Genomic DNA, 19,763 nt, shown 5'->3' on the forward strand with positions numbered 1-19,763 from the left:
TCTCAGCGCGACTGCGCACGCCTGATCGCGGCGATGACCCGATCGGGCGTGCGCGTCGCGAAAACCCAGTCGGTCACCGGATCGCCGGGATCGGTGATGGCGACGCGGACGACCGGGTCGATCCCCCCGCGCAGCATGTGCCACGACGTTCGCGACAGGCCCGGCCCGCGAGCCGCTCGAGCGTCTTCAGCCCAGAGCGGCTCGGCGTCGCCCAACTCGTCGACCGGGATATGGGCCCGGCCCACCCGCAACTCACCGTCTCGCACCTCGACCACCGGAGACGAGAACACCAGCAACGCAATCAGAGCGGCGGCGACCGCCACACCTGTTGCGAGGGCGATCGTGGGATCGAGTGGCACGAACACCAGTGCGACCATCGGCGCGAGAACGGCGGCGCTCAAGAGCGTCCACAGCGACGGGCTGAGCCGCTCGCGGTAGACGACGTCGGATGCTGGGGCGGTGGTGGCGGCGATGTGCATTACCCTCGTGGAGTGATCGAATCCGTGGACGTTCCCATTATCGCGTCGCACGTGCCCGTTTATGCCCACCCGGGTGATGCAGGGGCCGATCTCGTCTCCGTCGAGGATGTCCATCTGGCCCCCGGCGAGCGAGCGCTCGTGAACACCGGAGTGCGCATCGCCCTCCCCGAGGGCTACGCCGCCTTCGTCGTGCCGCGCAGCGGCCTGGCCGCCACACACGGCATCACGATCGTCAACTCGCCCGGAACGATCGATGCCGGCTATCGCGGCGAGATCAAGGTAGCTCTCCTCAACACCGACGCCCGCGAAGCCTTCGACATCGCCGTCGGCGACCGCATCGCACAGATCATCGTCATGCCCGTTCCCCATGCTCGGTTCATCCCCGTCGACGCACTGCCCGAATCGGTGCGCGGCGAAGGCGGCTTCGGCTCGACGGGCTACCAGACAGGAGCCACTTCATGAGTGACGAACTTCAGAGCCTCGGCGCCGGCGACCGCGCCTCCACCGGCCCCTTCGACGAGTCCGAAGCCAACCCCGTGCGCCCCTACATCGATCTCGGCGGCATCAAGGTGCTGCCACGGGAGGGCCTGAACCTCCGACTCGAGGTGGAAGAGCAGACCAAGCGCATCGTCGCCGTGGGGCTCGACTACGCCGAATCCACGCTTCAGGTACAGCCCTTCGCGGCGCCGCGATCGAGCGGCCTGTGGGAAGAGACCCGCGAGCAGATCCGCCAGCAGGTCCGCCAGCAGGGCGGACGTGTCGAGGAGCGCGAAGGACCCCTGGGGCCCGAGCTGCTCGCCGAGGTACCGGTGGTGAGTGGCCCCGACGCCGTGGCAGGAAAGCGCTTGGCGCGTTTCATCGGCGTGGACGGGCCGCGCTGGTTCCTCCGGGGAGTCATCGGGGGAGCGGCGACCACCGATGTCGACGCCGCTGCGCGCGTGGAAGACCTCTTCCGGTCGATCGTCGTCGTCCGCGGTGGCAGCCCCATGCCCCCGCGTGACCTGATCCCGCTGAAGATGCCCGCCGCACCCGGCACCGCATGAGCACGCCCGACGAGGAGGCGCGCGGCGCGGCATCCGATCCGCTCACGCCGCCTGCGCCGAGCGCCTCCGAGATCCTGGGCCAGGCGCTGGGCGGCGCGGCGCGGCGCGCGGGCCTCGACCCCGCCCGCCAATCCCACACCGGGCATGTCGTGTGGGCGGCAATGGGAGGTTGGCGTGGGGTGCTGGAGAGCGTGCTCCCCGGGCTCGCCTTCGTCGTCCTCTTCACCGTGACGCAGAACCTCGTCCTGTCGCTCGTGATCTCGGTGGGCACCGCGGCGATCTTCACCGTCGTGCGCCTGCTGCAGCGCTCGCCCGTGAGCGCGGCCCTCGGCGGCCTCATCGCTACGGCCGTCGCCGCCGCGCTCGCGTTGTGGACAGGCCGCGGTCAGGACAACTTCGTCCCCGGGCTGATCACGAACGCCGCGTACGGCACCGCCTTCCTCGTGTCGGCCGTGATCGGGTGGTCGCTGATCGGACTCGCGGTCGGCTTCCTCATGAACGAAGGCACCGTCTGGCGCATCGATGCACGAAAGCGCCGCGTGTTCTTCTGGCTCGCGATCGCGTGGGCCGCGCTGTTCTATCTGCGCCTTGCCGTGCAGCTGCCCTTCTACTTCGCCGATGATGTGACCACTCTCGGCACCCTCAAGCTGGTGATGGGTCTGCCGCTGTTCGCGCCGCTCGTGGCCGTCACCTGGCTGGCCGTGCGCGCGGTCTATCCGCGCCAGCCGGAGGCGGACGCAGAATCCGAAGCATGATAGATTTATCTTGATATCAAGATAAATTCTTCCGCTCGCGGTTCGCTTCTGGTGTTCTCCGCGAGTAAGGCCAACCTCACTAGCCCGACATCGCGGCGGCGGGGAAGATGGAGAATCAGGCAACGGCCGTGTATGCCGAACCCTGAGCCCGCCGACGATTGAGCCCGCGGCCTAAGGAACTCCCAACGAAGGAGAGCAGACGTGTCCACTGTTGACAGCTTCGGAGCCAAGAGCACCCTCACCGTCGGTGGCACCGACTACGAGATCTATCGGATCGACACGGTCGCCGGCTACGAGAAGCTCCCGTTCAGCCTCAAGGTGCTGCTGGAGAACCTCCTGCGCACCGAAGACGGCGCGAACGTCACGAAGTCGCAGATCGAAGCCCTGGGAAGCTGGGATGCCGACGCGGAGCCCGACACCGAGATCCAGTTCACCCCGGCCCGTGTGGTGATGCAGGACTTCACCGGCGTGCCCTGCATCGTCGACCTCGCCACGATGCGCGAGGCTGTCACGGCCCTGGGCGGCGACCCGGCGAAGATCAACCCGCTGTCGCCGGCAGAGATGGTCATCGATCACTCGGTCATCGCCGATCTGTTCGGCACCGAGAACGCCCTTGAGCGCAACGTCGAGATCGAGTACGAGCGCAACGGCGAGCGGTACCAGTTCTTGCGCTGGGGCCAGACGGCCTTTGACGACTTCAAGGTCGTCCCGCCCGGCACCGGCATCGTGCACCAGGTCAACATCGAGCACCTCGCGAAGGTCATCTACGACCGCACCGGCCGCGACGGCGTGCTGCGGGCCTACCCCGACACGTGTGTGGGCACCGATTCGCACACCACGATGGTCAACGGCCTCGGCGTGCTCGGATGGGGCGTCGGCGGCATCGAGGCCGAGGCTGCGATGCTCGGCCAGCCCGTGTCGATGCTGATCCCGCGCGTCGTGGGCTTCAAGCTGACCGGCGAGATCCCCGCCGGCGTGACCGCTACCGACGTGGTGCTCACGATCACCGACATGCTGCGCAAGCACGGCGTCGTCGGCAAGTTCGTCGAGTTCTACGGGGCGGGCGTCGCGTCGGTGCCGCTGGCGAACCGCGCCACGATCGGCAACATGAGCCCCGAGTTCGGATCGACCGCCGCGATCTTCCCGATCGACGACGTGACGATCGACTATCTCCGCCTGACCGGTCGCGACGAACAGACCGTCGCGCTCGTCGAGGCGTACGCCAAGGAGCAGAAGCTCTGGCACGATGCCGACGTCGAGCCCGTCTTCAGCGAGTACATGGAACTCGACCTCTCGACCGTCGTCCCGTCGATCGCCGGCCCGAAGCGCCCCCAGGACCGCATCCTCCTCAGCGAGGCGAAGAGCCAGTTCGAGAAGGACATCGTCAACTACACGACGCCCTCGGTCTCCAACTCGATCGTCGATCTCGACTCCATCCACTCGTTCCCCGCATCCGACCCCGGCTCCACCCCGGGCGAGGAGGAGCCCGAGACGCGCGACGTGCGCATCTCCAGCGGCGCTCCGGCCGCGGCATCCAACCCGGTTCCGGTGACCTCGCCCGCGGGGGAGTCGTACCTCCTCGACAACGGTGCGGTGACGCTGGCGGCGATCACGTCATGCACCAACACGTCGAACCCGTCTGTGATGATCGCGGCGGGCCTGCTCGCCCGGAAGGCCCGCAACAAGGGCCTGAAGCAGAAGCCGTGGGTGAAGACCACGCTCGGCCCCGGCTCGAAGGTCGTCACCGACTACTACGAGAAGTCCGGCCTGGACAAGGATCTCGAGGGTCTCGGCTTCTACACCGTCGGCTACGGCTGCACCATCTGCATCGGCAACTCGGGACCGCTCATCGAAGAGGTCTCGACGGCGATCAACGAGAACGACCTGGCTGTCACCGCGGTGCTCTCGGGCAACCGCAACTTCGAGGGTCGTATCAGCCCCGACGTGAAGATGAACTACCTCGCATCGCCGCCACTCGTGGTCGCGTACGCCCTGGCCGGTTCGATGCACTTCGACTTCGAGACCGACGCCCTCGGCACGGACTCCGACGGCAACGAGGTGTTCCTTAAGGACATCTGGCCCTCGCCCGATGAGGTGCAGGAAGTCATCGACTCGTCGATCTCTCGCGACCAGTTCATCACCCAGTACGCCACCGTGTTCGACGGCGACGAGCGCTGGAAGAACCTGCCGACGCCCACCGGCCCGGTGTTCGACTGGGATGCCGATTCGACCTATGTCCGCAAGGCACCCTACTTCGAGGGCATGTCGATGGACCTCACGCCGGTCAGCGACATCCACGGCGCGCGCGTGATGGCCGCGCTCGGCGACTCGGTCACCACCGACCACATCTCGCCGGCCGGGAACATCAAGGCGGGCACTCCCGCCGCGCAGTACCTGACCGAGCACGGCGTCGCGCAGAAGGACTTCAACTCCTACGGCTCGCGCCGCGGCAACCACGAGATCATGATCCGCGGCACGTTCGCGAACATCCGTCTCAAGAACGAGCTCGTGGCCGCCGTCAACGACGGCCAGATCGTCGAGGGCGGCTACACGCGCGACTTCACCCAGGAGGGTGGCCCGCAGTCGTACATCTTCGATGCCTGCGAGAACTACCGCACCCAGGGCACGCCCCTCGTCGTGTTCGGGGGCAAGGAGTACGGCTCGGGCTCGTCGCGCGACTGGGCCGCCAAGGGAACGTCGCTGCTGGGCGTGAAGGCCGTCATCACCGAGAGCTTCGAACGTATCCACCGCTCGAACCTGATCGGCATGGGCGTCGTCCCCCTGCAGTTCCCCGAGGGTCAGAGCTGGAAGTCGCTTGGGCTCGACGGCACCGAGATCGTCTCGATCGAGGGCCTCGAGCAGCTCAACGAGGGCGTCACCCCCAAGACCGTGAAGGTCACCGCCGCACCCAGCGAGTTCTCGCCGGAGGGCAAGGAGACGGTCGTGTTCGACGCCAAGGTGCGCATCGACACACCCGGTGAAGCCGACTACTACCGCAACGGCGGCATCCTGCAGTACGTGTTGCGTTCGCTCGTCTGAGCGCGCATATAACGCCCCGGCATCGGTCCTCGCAAGGGGACGCGGATGCCGGGGCGTTCGCCTGTGCGCGACGTAGACTCGGGGGATGAGTCTGCTCGCATCGATCACCGGTCCGCGGGACCTGGACTCCCTTTCCGCCGACCAGTTGACGCAGCTCGCCCAGGAGATCCGCGACTTCCTCGTCGAGAACGTCGCTCGCACCGGCGGCCACCTCGGACCCAACCTCGGCGTCGTCGAGCTCACGATCGCGCTCCACCGTATCTTCGATTCGCCGAACGATCCGTTTGTCTTCGACACCGGGCACCAGTCGTACGTCCACAAGCTTCTGACAGGGCGCCAGGACTTCCGCGGGCTGCGCTCGCGCGGCGGGCTCGCCGGGTACCCCCAGCGTTCGGAGAGCGTGCACGACGTTGTCGAGTCGTCGCACGCGTCGAGTTCGCTCAGCTGGGCCGACGGTATCTCGCGCGCTCTCACCCGCACCGGCCGCAAAGACCACCACGTCGTAGCCGTCGTCGGTGACGGTGCACTCACGGGCGGGATGACGTGGGAGGCCCTCAACAACATCTCCGACGACAACGACCGCAACCTCGTCATCGTCGTCAACGACAACGGTCGCTCGTACGCTCCAACGATCGGCGGAATGGCGCGCTACCTCAACCGGGTGCGCACGACCGAGGGCTACGAGAGCCTCCGCAAGACGTCGGCATCCTTCTTCCGTCGTCTCGGACCGATGGGCCGCGCGCTGTACCGCGGCGTTCGCGGGGGAACGCACGGATTCCTCTCGCGTTTCTCGAACAACGAGGCGTTGTACTCGAACCTCGACATCAAGTATCTCGGCCCCATCGACGGCCACGACCTCACCGCGCTGCAGGAGACACTGCAGCTCGCGAAGGACTACAGCGCACCGGTCATCGTGCACGTCATCACGGAGAAGGGACGCGGCTACGAGCCGGCGCGCAACGACGAGGCCGACCAGTTCCACGCCGTCGGGAAGATCGATCCGGTCACCGGCGAGCCCCTCGGGGCATCGAGTGCTGTGGCCTGGACGGACGCCTTCTCCTCGGCGCTGGTCGACGCCGGCGAACGCCGCGACGATGTCATCGCGGTCACCGCCGCGATGCTGCGACCCACGGGATTGCAGCCGTTCGCGCAGCGTTTCCCCGACCGGGTCTACGACGTGGGAATCGCCGAGCAGCACGCTGTCGCTTCGGCTGCCGGCCTCGCCTTCGGTGGCCTGCATCCCGTCGTCGCGATCTACGCAACGTTCATGAACCGAGCGTTCGACCAGGTGCTGATGGACGTGGCCCTGCATCGCGCCGGTGTCACGTTCGTCCTCGACCGGGCGGGAGTCACCGGACCCGACGGTCCCAGTCATCACGGTGTCTGGGACCTCGCGATGCTGCAGCTGGTTCCCGGCATCCGCATCGCCGTGCCGCGCGACGAAGCACGCCTTCGCGAAGAGTTCGACGAGGCGATCGCGGTGAGTGACGCCCCGACCGTCATCCGGTTCCCGAAGGGCGCCGTCGCGGCAGATCAGCCGGCGATCCGACGGCTCTCCGACGGCGTCGACGTGCTGTGGCGCGACGGCGCGGAGGACGTACTCCTCGTCGGAATCGGCCCCATGACGCAGCTCGCCGTCGACGTCGCCGAGCGACTTCGCGCGCAAGGCATCGGCGCGACCGTCGTCGACCCGCGGTGGGTCGTGCCGGTGCAGCCGTCGATCGTGAAGCTCGCGGCCGCGCATCGGCTCGTGATCACGATCGAAGACGGCATCCGTGTCGGCGGCGTCGGAACCCGCGTACGCCAAGTGCTGCGCGAAGCCGGGGTGGACACGGCAGTGGATGAGCTCGGCCTGCCGGATGCCTTCATCGACCACGCCACGCGGGAACAGATCCTGGAGGATGCCGGCCTCAGCGCTGCCAAGATCGCGCAGGACGTGGTGGCACAGGTGCTCGGCACGCGCATCCCGGTGGCCCGCCCCTCGACCGACACCGGCACCATCTGGTCGGTCGACAACGGCGCCCATCGCTCGGCGCACGTCGACCGCGGCGACGGCCACAGCTGACGATCGGCGGCGTCCATCACCGTCCGGCCTCGGCGATGAGGTCGAGGATCTCGCGGACGACACCACGCACGAGCGGCACTCGCGCGAGCGGGAGCATCGTGCGCAGGAGCCGAAGCCCGCGCTCCAGCAGCCGGCGCGTGCGCTCCTGACCCTCGGAACGGTCGTAGACCCAGAACAGCGCGACCAGGAGGTATCCGAGGAACAGAACCGTCGGCAGCGACGCGGCAAGATCGTCCGGCACGCTGCCCGACTGTGCTCCCCGCACCGCGTCGGCGAAGAGCCCTTCGGTGATCTCACGCGCCGCACTCGACGCGTCGGCGAGGGGGTTGATCTCCGACCGCGGCGACATCGCCGCGGACAGGAACTCGGCCGCATGAGCGTGGTACGGCGTCAGCTGGTCGAGGCCTGTGCGATAGACGACGGCCACGCGGTCGACGAGATCGCTGAGACCCGCCAGGTCAGGCTCCGCTGTATCCCGATGCGACCGCTGCACATCGAGATACAGCTCCTGCACGAGATCGTTCTTGGTCGCGAAGTGGTAGTACGCGTTACCGACAGACACGCCCGCTTCCTGCGCGATCAGGCGCATCGTCGTGGCGTCGTAGCCTCGCTCACGGAATGACGCGAGTGCGATGTCACGCAGTCGCGCACGGGTGCGATCGCTCTTGGTCTCGGCAGACGACTCGGAAGTGAACATGTTCGGAACATAGCACGGAGGTCGCCGTGACAGCATGGACGGATGAGCTCCGCCAACCTCACCCGCGAAGAGACGGCGGCCCGCGCCGCCGGCATCCATCTGCAGACCGTCGAGGTCGACCTGGACCTCCGATCGGCCCCGGATGCCGCAACCCGCACGTTCCCGACGCGCTCCACTTTGGTGTTCACGTCGGACCACGACGAGACCTGGGTCGACTTCATCGGTGAGTCCGTCGAGGAGGTCACCGTCAACGGTCACGCTCACCCGGTGCAATGGGACGGCGCCCGGGTGCACCTCGCCGGGCTGAACACCGCACCCGACGCGACCAACCTCGTCATGATCAGCGCATCTGGACGCTACAGCACCTCCGGTGAAGGCCTGCACCGCTTCCGCGACCCCGTCGACGACGAGACCTATCTGTACACACAGTACGAGCCGGCCGACTGCCGCCGAGTGTATCCCTGCTTCGAGCAACCCGATATGAAGGCGCGCTGGTCCTTCACCGTCACGGCCCCCGCACGCTGGCAGGTGCTCTCCAACGGCGCAGAGGTGCAGCGGGAGGACGTCCACGGGGGAGTGCGCGTCGCCTTCTCTGAGACGCTTCCGCTCTCCAGCTACATCACCGCTGTGGCGGCGGGGCCCTATCACCGTGTCGACGGCGTGTACGAGCGCGAGGACGGAATGGTCCCCCTCGGCGTGCTCTGCCGGGCTTCTCTGGCAGAGCACCTCGACGCCGAAGAGATCCTCGGCATCACCGCGCGGGGACTGGCTTTCTTCGAGGATTCCTTCGACTTCGCCTACCCGTGGGGCACGTACGACCAGATCTTCGTGCCGGAGTACAACCTCGGCGCCATGGAGAATCCGGGCCTCGTCACCTTCACCGAGGCGTACATCTTCCGCGGCGCGTCGACGGGCGCTCAGCACGAAGCGCGCGCCAACACGATCCTGCACGAGATGGCCCACATGTGGTTCGGCGACCTCGTGACGATGCGCTGGTGGGACGATCTCTGGCTCAAGGAGTCGTTCGCCGACTACATGGGCACCCACGCGGCCGCCGCCGTCGGCGGCTATCCCGACGCGTGGGTGAGCTTCGCCACCCGCCGCAAGGGCTGGGCCTACACGCAGGATCAGCTGCCGACGACGCATCCGATCGTGGCCGATATCCCCGACATCGAGGCGGCCAAGCTCAACTTCGACGGCATCACCTACGCGAAGGGCGCCTCGGTGCTCAAGCAGCTCGTCGGTTTCGTGGGCGAAGAGGTGTTCTTCCGCGGTGCGCAGCGGTACTTCGCCGACCACGCGTACGGCAACACGACGCTGCCCGACCTGCTCGACGCCCTCGAGATCGCCTCGGGCCGCGACCTGCGCGCCTGGAGCACAGCGTGGCTGCAAACGACCGGCGTCGCGGAGCTGAGCGCGCACCGAGCCTCCGGCGCCGACGGGATCGACCTCGTCGTGTCGGACGTTCGACCCGACCGCGTGACTGTCGGGCTGTACGTCGACGCGACAGGCACTCTGGTCCGGAGCGGCGAGGTCGCGTCCGACATCACCGGACCCTGCACCACGATCGCCAACGTCCCCCTGGACGACGTCGCGCTGGTGCTCCCCAACGATGACGACCGCACCTACGCGAAGGTGCGCCTCGACCAGCAGTCGACGGATGCCGTCGCACGCGCGCTCTCCACGATCGGCGACGCGTTGGCGCGCGCGGTGATCTGGGCAGCCCTGTGGAACGCGGTGCGCGACGGCATCCTGCCCACGGCGCGCTACGTTGCGATCGTGTCGCAGCATGCACCGGCGGAGTCGGATCCCGCCCTGCTGACCGATGCCACGGCGCGTGCGGCGTTCTCGATCGCGCACTTCGCGGCCGACAGCGACCGCGACACGCTGGCCGCACAGTGGCTGGAGACCGCGTGGAACGCGCTGCAGACCGCGGACGGCGGATCGGATGCCCAACTCGTGTGGGCGCGCTCCGTCGGCGCTGCCGCCGCCGTGTGCGACGATCGAGCGACGGAACTGAAGGCTCTCTTGGCGGGGGAAGCGTCCGCACCGGTGGGACTCCCGCTCGACCCCGACCTGCGGTGGTCGTGGCTGCTCGCGCTGTCGGCGACGGGGCACGCAGACCTGGCCGACATCGAGCGAGAGCTCGCCTCCGATCCGACCTCCACGGGGCAGGTCGCGGCCCGGGCGGCGCGAGCCGCCCGGCCCGATGCCGCTGTGCGAGCCGACGCCTGGGCGGCCGCGTGGACCGACGAATCGCTCACGAATGAGCACGTGGATGCCACCATCGCCGGCGTCCGCGCCGGTGGTCGTCGCGACCTCATCGAGAGCTTCGACGACGACTACTTCGCCCGGATTCGTCCGGCGTGGTCGGCGCACTCGATCGAGATCGCTCGTCGGCTCGTGATCGGCCTGTTCCCGGCATCGCCGACCCTCGCCCCCGTCGACGACTGGCTGACGGCCAACGCCGACGCGCCCGGTGCGCTGCGCCGGCTCGTCATCGAGCAGCGCGACGGGTTGGCGCGCGATCTACGGGTTCGCGCGGCGCAGACGTCGAACTGACCGCTACGCCGTCACCTCGGTTGTCGTCTCCACGTCGGAGACGGAGAACGGAATCGGATGCCGCACCGCGCGGCATCCGATTCCGTTGAGATCATCCGAATCCGGGCCGGCGCTCAGGCGTCGACGCCGCGGATGACGGGGTGGTGGAACGTGTCGCCGAACGCGCGCTCGGACGCGCCCTCACGGTCGAGGTAGGGTGACGCGCCGCCGTCGATGAAGGGCCAGCCGGCGCCCAGAATCAGGCACAGATCGATGTCTTCGACCTCGGGCACCACACCCGCATCGAGCATCAGCTTGATCTCGGTGGCGAGCCCGTCCTGCACGCGGCGGAGGATCGTGTCCGCAGACGCGGGGCTCGTGCCGACATTGCCCTTGAGCGCCTTCTCAGCCGCCTTCGTGAAGCCGGTCACGCGCCCGCCTTTGTCCTTCTCGACGACCTCCGACAGCTCGGCGAGCTGGTGGAAGTTCTCGTTCGCGTAGAACCGGTCGGGGAAGGCGTGCACCATCGTGTCCTGCACGTGCGCGGCGACCTTCCATCCGACGAGGTCGATGAGCTGGAAGGGACCCATCGGTAGACCGAGGGGCGCGAATGCCCTTTCCACCTCGGCGACCGGCGTGCCGTCGTAGACGGCGCGAGCTGCCTCGCCCATGACCTTGGCCAGCAGACGGTTGACGACGAACCCCGGCGCGTCCGCCGTGAGGACCGCGTTCTTGCCGAGGCCCTTCGCGACGACGAAGGCCGTCGACAGCGCGGCATCCGTGGTGTGGTGCGTCTTCACGATCTCGATCAGCGGCATGACGGCAACCGGGTTGAAGAAGTGGAAGCCGACCAGACGCTCGGGGTGCTCAAGCTTCGAGCCGATCTCCTCGACCGACAGCGACGAGGTGTTCGTCGCCAGGATCGCGTCATCCGCGACGATCTTCTCGATCTCGCCGAACACCGCCTGCTTCACGCCGACCTCTTCGAAGACGGCCTCGATCACGAAGTCGCAGTCCGCGTAGAGGCTCTTGTCGGTCGTGCCGGTGACCAGAGCTCGCAACCGGTTGGCGGCGTCGGTGTCGAGCCGGCCCTTCGCTTCGAGCTTGCCGATCTCCTCGTGGATGTAGGCGACGCCCTTGTCGACGCGCGCCTGATCGAGATCGGTGATGAGAACCGGGACCTGGAGCTTGCGCACGAACAACAGCGCGAACTGGCTCGCCATCAGTCCTGCGCCGATGATGCCGACCTTGGTGACCTTCTTCGCAAGCGTCTTGTCGGGTGCTCCCACCGGCCGCTTGGCGCGCTTCTGCACGAGGTCGAAGGCGTACATGGATGCCGCGAACTGATCGCCCGTGACGAGATCCGCCAAGGCCTCGTCTTCGCGGGCGAATCCTTCCGCCTTCGTCCCGCTCTTCGCCTTGTCGAGCAGTTCGAGCGCCGCGTAGGGCGAGCGGGGAATGGTGCCGATCTTCGACTCGAGCATCCCGCGCGCCATCTTGACGGCGATAGGCCACTTGGTCAGTCGCTCGAGTTTGCCCGGCTCGTTCTTGCGCTCGACCTTGACCGCACCGGTGAGCACGCCATCGGCCCACGCGAGCGAGCTCTCCAGGTAGGTGGCGGCGGGGAAGATCGCGTCGAAGATGCCGTAGTCGAAGGCCTGCTGCGGCTTGAGCATCCGGTTCTGCTTCAGCGGGTTGCTGATGACGACCTCGAGTGCGTTCTCGATGCCGATGAGGTTGGGCAAGAGGTACGCGCCGCCCCAGCCCGGGATGATTCCGAGGAACACCTCGGGGAGCGCGATCGCCGCGGCCGAGGCGTCGACGGTGCGGTACGTCGAATTCAGAGCGATCTCGAGGCCGCCGCCGAGGGCGAGCCCGTTGACGAAAGCGAACGACGGCACCCCGAGGTCGCCGAGCATGCCGAGCACCTTGTGGCCGAGCTGCGCGATCAGACGCGCGTTGTCTTTGGATCCGACTCGGCTGATGTCGGACAGGTCGGCACCGGCGGCGAGGATGTACTGCTTGCCGGTGATGCCGATGGCGTGGATCTCGCCGGATGCCGCGCGCGTGGCAAGCGTGGTGAGCGTCGCCGCCAGCTCCGTCAGCGTGGCGGGGCCCAGAGTGTTCGGACGGGTGTGATCTCGCCCGTTGTCGAGCGTGATCAGCGCCAGCACCTTCCCCGAGGGCAGGGTGATGTCGCGAACACGCGAGTGTGTGATCACCTCGCCGTCGGTGAGGGCCGTGAGCGGGGAGAAGTCGATCTCGTCGTAATTCACCACAGTGTTCGTCATGTGCAGACCTCTCACTTCTTGCCGTTGTAGTGGGGGTTCTCCCAGATGACCGAGCCGCCCTGCCCGAGACCCACGCACATGGCGGTGAGGCCGTAACGCACGTCGGGACGCTCAGCGAACTGTGCGGCCAGCTGGATCATCAGGCGCACGCCCGACGCAGCCAGCGGGTGACCGAGCGCGATCGCGCCGCCCCACTGGTTGACGCGAGGGTCGTCATCGGCGATGCCGAAGTGATCGAGAAGCGAGATGACCTGCACGGCGAACGCCTCGTTGAGCTCGAAAAGCCCGATGTCGGCGATGGTGAGCCCCGCCTTCTTGAGGGCCTTCTCCGTGGAGGGGATCGGGCCGATGCCCATGATCTCCGGTTGCACTCCAGCGAAGGCGAACGAGACCATGCGCATCTTCGGGGCGAGACCGAGTTCCTTGACGGCGCTGCCCCCGGCGAGCAGTGACATGGTCGCCCCGTCGGTGAGCGGCGAAGACGTGCCGGCAGTAACGCGCCCGTGAGGACGGAACGGGGTCTTCAGCGCGGCAAGGTCGTCCATCGTGGTCTGCGGCCGACGACCCTCGTCTTCCGTGGCAAGACCCCAGGTGCCCTCGGCATCCTTGATGGCGACCGGCACCAGATCGGGCTGGAACTTGCCGGCCTCGTACGCCGCCTGCGCCTTGTGCTGGCTGAGCATGCCGAAACGGTCGGAGCGCTCCTTCGTCAGCTGGGGGAAGCGATCGAAGATGCGCTCCGCCGTGACACCCATGTTCAGCGCGCCCGGGTCGACCATCTTCTCCGAGACGAAGCGGGGATTGGGGTCGGCGTTGCCGCCGATCGGGTAGTGGCCCATGTGCTCGACGCCGCCCGCGAGGGCGATGTCGTACATGCCGGCGCTGATCGAAGCGCCCATCATGGCGGCGCTCGTCATGGCACCGGCGCACATGCGGTCGATGGCGAAGCCCGGCACGGTCTGCGGCAGCCCCGCCAGGATCGCGACGGAGCGGCCGAGCGTGAGGCCCTGTTCGCCCGTCTGACTCGTCGCGGCGATCGCGACGTCGTCGACCCGGTCGGCGGGAACCGCGGTGTTCCGCGCCATCAGTCCGATCGTCGCCTTGACCGCGAGGTCATCCGCGCGGGTGTTCCAGTACATGCCCTTCTCGCCGGCGCGACCGAACGGGGTGCGCATTCCATCGACGAAGTAGACGTCCGAGAGCTCGGCCACACTGCCTCCAAGGGTTGAGATTCAGTCCAGCGTACGGTGAAACTCAGTCTCACAAAAACGCTTGGAACGATTCTACGACGCCAGGTCGGACGCAGCCTCGGACGTCTGGACGGAATCGACAAACGCACCGGCGATGACAGGCGACGTCAGCGCGATCTGCCAAGGACGCGCGCCATGGGCCTCGAGAGCCTCACCGATGGATGCCGCGTCGATCTCGGCAGGGGGAGCCCAAGCCAGCCGACGAAGCGTGTCGGGGGTGAGGAGGTTCTCGGTGGGCATGTTCAACTCCACCGCGAGCTGCTCGACGAGGGAACGAGCGGCTTTCAGCCGCAGGTCGGCCGCGGGGTTGCGATCGGCCCACGCCCGCGGCGGCGGCATGCCATCGCCGCTTGCGCGCTCCGCCGGGAGGGCAGGATCGGCGCGCCCCGCCTCGATGGCAGCCCACCACCGGTCGAGCTGCGTGCGGCTCGCGCGGCCGGTGAAGTCCTTCACCCGCGCGAGATCCTGCTTGGACGCGGGGTCGGCGAGGACAGCGGCGACGAGGGAACGGTCCGGCACGAGACGGCCGGGGGAGGTGTCCTGCTCGCGGGCATAGTCCTCACGCGCCATCCACAGCGAGCGGGCGACGGCGAGGCTGCGCCGTCCACGCACCGTGTGCAGACCACTCAGACGCCGCCAGGGCTCTTCGCGCGGGGGCTTGACGGGGCGCGTGCGCACCGTCTCGAACTCCTGATGAGCGATCTCCGTCTTGCCCTGCTCGTCAAGCTCCGCGACCAGAGCGTCGTACACGTCGACGAGATACAGCACATCCAGCGCGGCGTACTCGAGCCAGGGCTGCGGCAGCGGACGCGTCGACCAGTCGGCGGCCGAATGCGCCTTGGCGAGGGTGATACCGAGGGTGTCTTCGACGACGGCACCGAGGCCGACGCGCTCATGTCCGAGCAGGCGCGCCGCGAGTTCGGTGTCGAAGATGGACGGCGGCTCGAGGTGCTCCTCGCGCAGCGACGGGAGGTCCTGGCTGGCGGCATGCAGAATCCACGGCAACGCGCCGATGGCATCCTGCAACGGTGAGAGATCGCCGACGGCCGGGGGATCGATGAGGAACACGCCGGCATCACGGCGGAAGACTTGAATCAGGTAGGCGCGCTGCGAATACCGGAAGCCCGATGCCCGTTCGACATCGACGGCGACCGGCCCCGTCCCGGCAGCGAGCGCGGCGACGGCGGTGGCGAGACCGGCGGCATCCTCGATGACGTCGTACTCAACCACGCGTTCCCCTTCCCGATGCACCCCGCTGTGAGCCGAACACGGCGATGCCCTCTGACCCTGGCGGTAGGCCCGCCAGCATGCACACCAACTCCGCCCACGCTTCGATGTGAGCGACCAGATCTCCCGCGGGCGTCCAGGACGACCGTAGTTCGATCTGCGCTCCGTCGCCCTCGTCAGCGAGCGATCCGAAGCCCTTCGAGAGGGTCTTCGTCGCCGTTCCGGACTCCGAGTGGAACGCGGCGCCGCGCGTATCGAGCGCGTCGACGAGCCACGACCAGGCGACGTCCGCGAGCAGCGGATCGATGCCGATTTCAGGTTCGAGCGGAGCTTGCGCAAAACACACGATACGCCACGCACCACCCCAGGCATCCGGCTCGGAGGCATCGTGCATGAGCACGAAGCGTCCCGTGCCGTACTCAGAATCGATCCCTTCGGCATCCGGACGCACATCGCCTGCGAAGGCGATCGCTTCGGGCGCGAGACTGGTGGGCGCGGCGATCTCGCGCACTGAGAAGTCGGATCGGAAAGTGAGGGCGCGCAGCTGCTCTGCGGCACGCACGAAGGCGGGCGTCTCAGCGGCGGGACGAGTGTCATCCACGCTCTCAGACTAGGATGGGCCCACGATGAAGGCACCCAGGCGCGCCGCCTTCGGCGCCTCACGAATCGGCGCTGCGGCGACCCTGCGGCTGCTCGCTCTCAGCCTCGCCGCGGCTCTCTTCGCCGTCGCGGCGATGGCGTCTGCGGTAGCACTGCGCATGGCGCGCCGGGTCGTCACCCCCTCTCGGCGAGTTCCCGACACCCGCATCGTCGACATCGATGTGCCTGCGCAGACGATCACGCTCGCACGCACCGCCGACACGGTGCTGCCCGGTCGCTACGGACTGTTCACGACCGGCTCCGCCGACTACCTCAAGGTGGGCTCGGTGCTGTCCAGCAGCGAGGCCACCGTCACCCGCAAGCTCTTGACGCAAGTGAGCGGACAGTCGACCCTCGAGCCGGATGCCGCCTTCAGCGGGTGGTACTACCAGCGCCCCGAAGAACTTCATCTGCCCTTCACCGTCGAGCACATCCATGCGGCGATCGGCCCATGCCCTGCCTGGCTGTTCCCCGCAGAGCCGACGACAGATTTGACCGATGAAACCTGGGTCATTCAGATCCACGGCCGCGGGACCACCCGCGCGGAATGCCTGCGCGCGGTGCCCGTCTTCCACGGGCTCGGCATCACCTCGCTGATCGTGTCGTACCGCAACGACGGCGACGCGCCTCGCAGCCGCGCCGGTGCCTACGGACTCGGCGCGACCGAGTGGCGCGACGTGGATGCCGCGGTCAGCTGGGCCCGCAGACACGGTGCCCGCCGCATTCTGCTCATGGGGTGGTCGATGGGCGGCGCGATCGCACTGCAGACGGCACTCGGTTCGGCGCATCGCGAGCAGATCGCCGGAATCATCCTCGATTCGCCCGTGGTCGATTGGCGGACGGTGCTCTCCTACCAGGCCAAGGCGATGCACGTGCCGAGCCCCGTCACCGAACTCGCGATCGGCGCGCTCCGCGCCGAATGGGCGGTGCCCGCGACCGGAGCTGACGGAGCAATCCCGTTCGACCGACTCGACATGGTCGCCCGCGCGAGCGAGCTCCGGCATCCCGTGCTCATCCTGCACAGCGACGACGACGGCTTCGTCCCGTCGAGCGCATCGCACCGGCTCGCGCACGCGCGCCCCGACCTGGTCGAACTCCAGGTCTTCCGCACGGCGCGTCACACCAAGCTCTGGAACTACGACCAGCAGCGCTGGACCGACGCGATCGAAGCCTGGCTGCGTGCGCACGACCTGCTTCCTGCGACCGCGGCCGACGCGAGCGACGGGGGAGAGCGATGACCGCGACCGCCGGGGGGATCGTCCACCTCGCCGAACGTCAGCCGGCCGTCTCGGGTGCAGAGATGGTGGCCGCCCTCGTGCCGCCGCCGCAGTTCGATCACGCGACCTTCGACACGTACCGTGCTGACCCCGAGTATCCCTCGCAGCAGGAAGCGAAGGACCGACTCGTCCTCTTCAGCCAGGGCGGCGTCGCCGAGCGCGGCGGCCTCTTCCGACGGGCGAAGAAGGCGCCCGAGATGAAGCCGGGCGTCTATCTGGACGGCGGGTTCGGCGTCGGCAAGACCCACCTTCTGGCTGCGATCTACCACGCTATGCCGGCGCGCAGGAAGTACTTCGGGTCGTTCATCGAGTACACGGCTCTCGTCGGCGCACTCGGCTATCAGAAGACGGTGGAGCTGTTTCGGGGCGCCGATCTGCTGTGCATCGACGAGTTCGAGCTGGACGATCCGGGCGACACGATGGTGATGACGCGTCTGTTGGGCGAACTCGTGCCCACCGGCACGCGACTCGCCGCGACCTCGAACACTCCGCCGAACGCACTGGGGGAGGGACGCTTCGCCGCCCAGGACTTCCTCCGCGAGATCCACGCGATGGCCGCGAGCTTCGAGACGATCCGCATCGACGGTACCGACTACCGTCAGCGCGCCCTCGACGGTCACGCCCAGGTCTGGGACGATGCGGGCTACCGCGCCGCGATCGACGGCGCCGCGGCATCCGGGCTCGTCTCGGACGACTCGTTCAGCGATCTGATCCGCCATCTCGCAACGGTGCACCCCTCACGGTACGTGCGCCTCATCGACGATGTCGCCGCGATCGGCCTCCGCGACGTCGTCACCCTTCAAGACCAATCGGCCGCGCTCCGCTTCGTCGCCTTCGTCGATCGGGCCTACGACGCGCAGATTCCGGTGCGTGCCACCGGACGGCCGCTGGACGAGGTGTTCGGCGACGAGATGCTCGGCGGCGGCTACCGCAAGAAGTACCTCCGCGCGGTCTCACGTCTCAACGCGCTCACTCACTCCTGAGCAGATTCACCGGCGACCATCGCCCGCACGAAACCTGATGTTTACCTGGCGGGCATGCGTGTAACCGACCCGAAACACGAGACGGATGCCACTGGAAACGGCACACCGCGACACTGATTGCGCTGGGACGTCCCGACCCCGAATCCGCGACGACCCGGTCCGAGTTACACAACACATCAGTGAGGACCTTCATGGACAGCGGAAATCTCGCTTGGTATATCGCCGCTACGGCTCTCGTGCTCTTTATGACGCCGGGCGTGGCTTTCTTCTACGGCGGCCTCGTCAAGGCGAAGAGCGTCATCAGCATGATGATGATGAGCTTCGGTGCGATGGGTCTCGTCGCGGTGCTCTGGATCCTCTACGGATACAACATGCAGACCGCCGACTGGTGGGGCGGCATCCTGGGCAACCCCTTCTCCGACTTCGGCCTCGGCGCGATGGCGACCGGTGAGAACGCGACCGTGAACCTCACGGCCGTCGCCTACGGCGCCACCTTCGCCATCATCACCGTGGCCCTCATCTCCGGCGCCATCGCCGACCGCGCCCGCTTCGGCTCGTGGATGATCTTCGCGTTCTTCTTCGCGACCATCGACTACTTCGCCGTCGCCGGCTGGGTGTGGAACACCAACGGCTGGATCTTCAACCTCGGCACGACGCTGGGCTTCTCCACCGAAGTGATCGACTACGCCGGTGGCACCGCTGTCCACATCAACGCCGGTGCCGCAGCTCTTGCTCTCGCGCTCGTCCTCGGTAAGCGCGTCGGCTTCCAGAAGGGCATCCACAAGCCGCACAACGTGCCGCTGGTGATGCTCGGCGCCGCGATCCTGTGGTTCGGCTGGTTCGGCTTCAACGCCGGTGCGGCCGCGTTCTACGCCGCCCCGGAGGGCACCACCGGTGACATCCTCAGCGGAATCGCCGGTGTCGGCTCTCCTGCGGGCCTGATCGTGCTGAACACGCTCGGCGCTACCGCCGCCGCGATCCTCGGTTGGGCGATCGTCGAGAAGCTCAAGGACGGCAAGCCGACCGCGGTGGGGGCCGCATCGGGCGCCGTCGCGGGTCTTGTCGCCATCACCCCGTCGTGCGCCAACCTCGCTCCGGGCTGGGCTCTGCTGCTCGGTGTCATCGCGGGTGCGGTCTGCGCCCTTGCGGTGGAGCTCAAGTGGCGCCTCGGCTTCGACGACTCGCTCGACGTGGTCGGCGTGCACCTCGTCGGTGGTCTCATCGGAACCCTGTACCTCGGCTTCTTCGCCACCGGAACGGGCCTGTTCCTCGGCGGCAACGCCGAGCAGCTGATCCTGCAGTCCATCGCGGCCGTCACGGTCCTGGTGTTCTCCTTCGTGGTCGCCTACGTGCTCGGTTTCGCCATCGAGAAGACGATCGGCTTCCGCGTGAAGAACGAGGACGAAGTCGCCGGTATCGACACCGTCGTGCACGGCGAAGAGGGATACGCCCTCATCGACTGACATCTGCTGTCATC

15 protein-coding genes are annotated in these 19,763 nt (G+C 67.7%); 9 read left to right on the forward strand and 6 right to left on the reverse strand.

Translation table 11 applies throughout. From position 1 onward, the window contains the following. Positions 1-2: 2 nt before the first annotated feature. Entirely contained in the window at positions 3-479 is a 477-nt protein-coding gene (locus ITJ43_RS01895; protein WP_194581597.1) for a DUF3093 domain-containing protein, read from the reverse strand. Between the two features lie 12 nt (positions 480-491). On the opposite strand from ITJ43_RS01895, the gene dut reads away from it, so the two are divergent. The 5 genes from dut to dxs all read left to right on the forward strand — a co-directional run bounded on the left by dut (position 492) and on the right by dxs (position 7,381). Continuing rightward, on the forward strand, positions 492-941 hold the full coding sequence (gene dut, locus ITJ43_RS01900) for a dUTP diphosphatase (RefSeq protein WP_194581599.1): 450 nt from the start codon (positions 492-494) through the stop codon (positions 939-941). Continuing rightward, positions 938-1,522, forward strand: a complete 585-nt coding sequence (locus ITJ43_RS01905) for a DUF3710 domain-containing protein (RefSeq protein WP_194581602.1) — start codon at positions 938-940, stop codon at positions 1,520-1,522. Before dut ends, ITJ43_RS01905 begins: the two co-directional genes overlap by 4 nt. Continuing rightward, on the forward strand, positions 1,519-2,277 hold the full coding sequence (locus ITJ43_RS01910) for a DUF3159 domain-containing protein (protein WP_194581604.1): 759 nt from the start codon (positions 1,519-1,521) through the stop codon (positions 2,275-2,277). The genes ITJ43_RS01905 and ITJ43_RS01910 overlap by 4 nt, the downstream gene beginning before the upstream one ends. A gap of 201 nt (positions 2,278-2,478) precedes the next feature. Further along, positions 2,479-5,316: an aconitate hydratase gene (locus ITJ43_RS01915; protein WP_194581606.1), complete on the forward strand. Its 2,838-nt coding sequence runs from the start codon at positions 2,479-2,481 to the stop codon at positions 5,314-5,316. Between the two features lie 85 nt (positions 5,317-5,401). Continuing rightward, on the forward strand, positions 5,402-7,381 hold the full coding sequence (gene dxs, locus ITJ43_RS01920; RefSeq protein ID WP_194581608.1) for a 1-deoxy-D-xylulose-5-phosphate synthase: 1,980 nt from the start codon (positions 5,402-5,404) through the stop codon (positions 7,379-7,381). A gap of 16 nt (positions 7,382-7,397) precedes the next feature. Here the strand turns inward: dxs and ITJ43_RS01925 are convergent, their stop codons facing one another. Continuing rightward, positions 7,398-8,078, reverse strand: coding sequence for a TetR/AcrR family transcriptional regulator (locus ITJ43_RS01925; RefSeq protein ID WP_194581610.1), 681 nt, complete (start codon positions 8,076-8,078; stop codon positions 7,398-7,400). Between the two features lie 42 nt (positions 8,079-8,120). Between ITJ43_RS01925 and pepN the strand changes: the two genes are divergently transcribed. After that, positions 8,121-10,640: an aminopeptidase N gene (pepN, locus tag ITJ43_RS01930; RefSeq protein WP_194581612.1), complete on the forward strand. Its 2,520-nt coding sequence runs from the start codon at positions 8,121-8,123 to the stop codon at positions 10,638-10,640. 113 nt (positions 10,641-10,753) lie between these two features. Here pepN and ITJ43_RS01935 read toward each other — a convergent pair whose 3' ends face one another. The 4 genes from ITJ43_RS01935 to ITJ43_RS01950 all read right to left on the reverse strand — a co-directional run bounded on the left by ITJ43_RS01935 (position 10,754) and on the right by ITJ43_RS01950 (position 15,988). Then, positions 10,754-12,898 carry a 3-hydroxyacyl-CoA dehydrogenase NAD-binding domain-containing protein gene (locus ITJ43_RS01935; protein WP_194582423.1) on the reverse strand — a complete coding sequence of 715 codons (2,145 nt, stop codon included), beginning with the start codon at positions 12,896-12,898 and terminating at the stop codon, positions 10,754-10,756. 23 nt (positions 12,899-12,921) lie between these two features. After that, positions 12,922-14,121, reverse strand: coding sequence for a thiolase family protein (locus ITJ43_RS01940; RefSeq protein ID WP_194581614.1), 1,200 nt, complete (start codon positions 14,119-14,121; stop codon positions 12,922-12,924). A gap of 72 nt (positions 14,122-14,193) precedes the next feature. Next, positions 14,194-15,390, reverse strand: a complete 1,197-nt coding sequence (locus ITJ43_RS01945) for an HRDC domain-containing protein (protein WP_194581615.1) — start codon at positions 15,388-15,390, stop codon at positions 14,194-14,196. Next, entirely contained in the window at positions 15,383-15,988 is a 606-nt protein-coding gene (locus ITJ43_RS01950) for a DUF3000 domain-containing protein (RefSeq protein WP_194581616.1), read from the reverse strand. Before ITJ43_RS01950 ends, ITJ43_RS01945 begins: the two co-directional genes overlap by 8 nt. A 25-nt stretch (positions 15,989-16,013) precedes the next feature. On the opposite strand from ITJ43_RS01950, the gene ITJ43_RS01955 reads away from it, so the two are divergent. From ITJ43_RS01955 to ITJ43_RS01965, 3 genes are all read left to right on the forward strand, one after another. Then, complete coding sequence (locus ITJ43_RS01955; RefSeq protein WP_194581617.1) at positions 16,014-17,264, forward strand: alpha/beta hydrolase family protein; 1,251 nt, start codon at positions 16,014-16,016, stop codon at positions 17,262-17,264. Next, positions 17,261-18,286, forward strand: a complete 1,026-nt coding sequence (zapE, locus tag ITJ43_RS01960; RefSeq protein WP_194581621.1) for a cell division protein ZapE — start codon at positions 17,261-17,263, stop codon at positions 18,284-18,286. The genes ITJ43_RS01955 and zapE overlap by 4 nt, the downstream gene beginning before the upstream one ends. A 191-nt stretch (positions 18,287-18,477) precedes the next feature. After that, on the forward strand, positions 18,478-19,749 hold the full coding sequence (locus ITJ43_RS01965) for an ammonium transporter (protein WP_194581623.1): 1,272 nt from the start codon (positions 18,478-18,480) through the stop codon (positions 19,747-19,749). Positions 19,750-19,763 lie beyond the last annotated feature (14 nt).

Origin of the sequence: Microbacterium sp. VKM Ac-2870, assembly GCF_015350795.1 — a bacterium.
GTDB lineage: Bacteria > Actinomycetota > Actinomycetes > Actinomycetales > Microbacteriaceae > Microbacterium.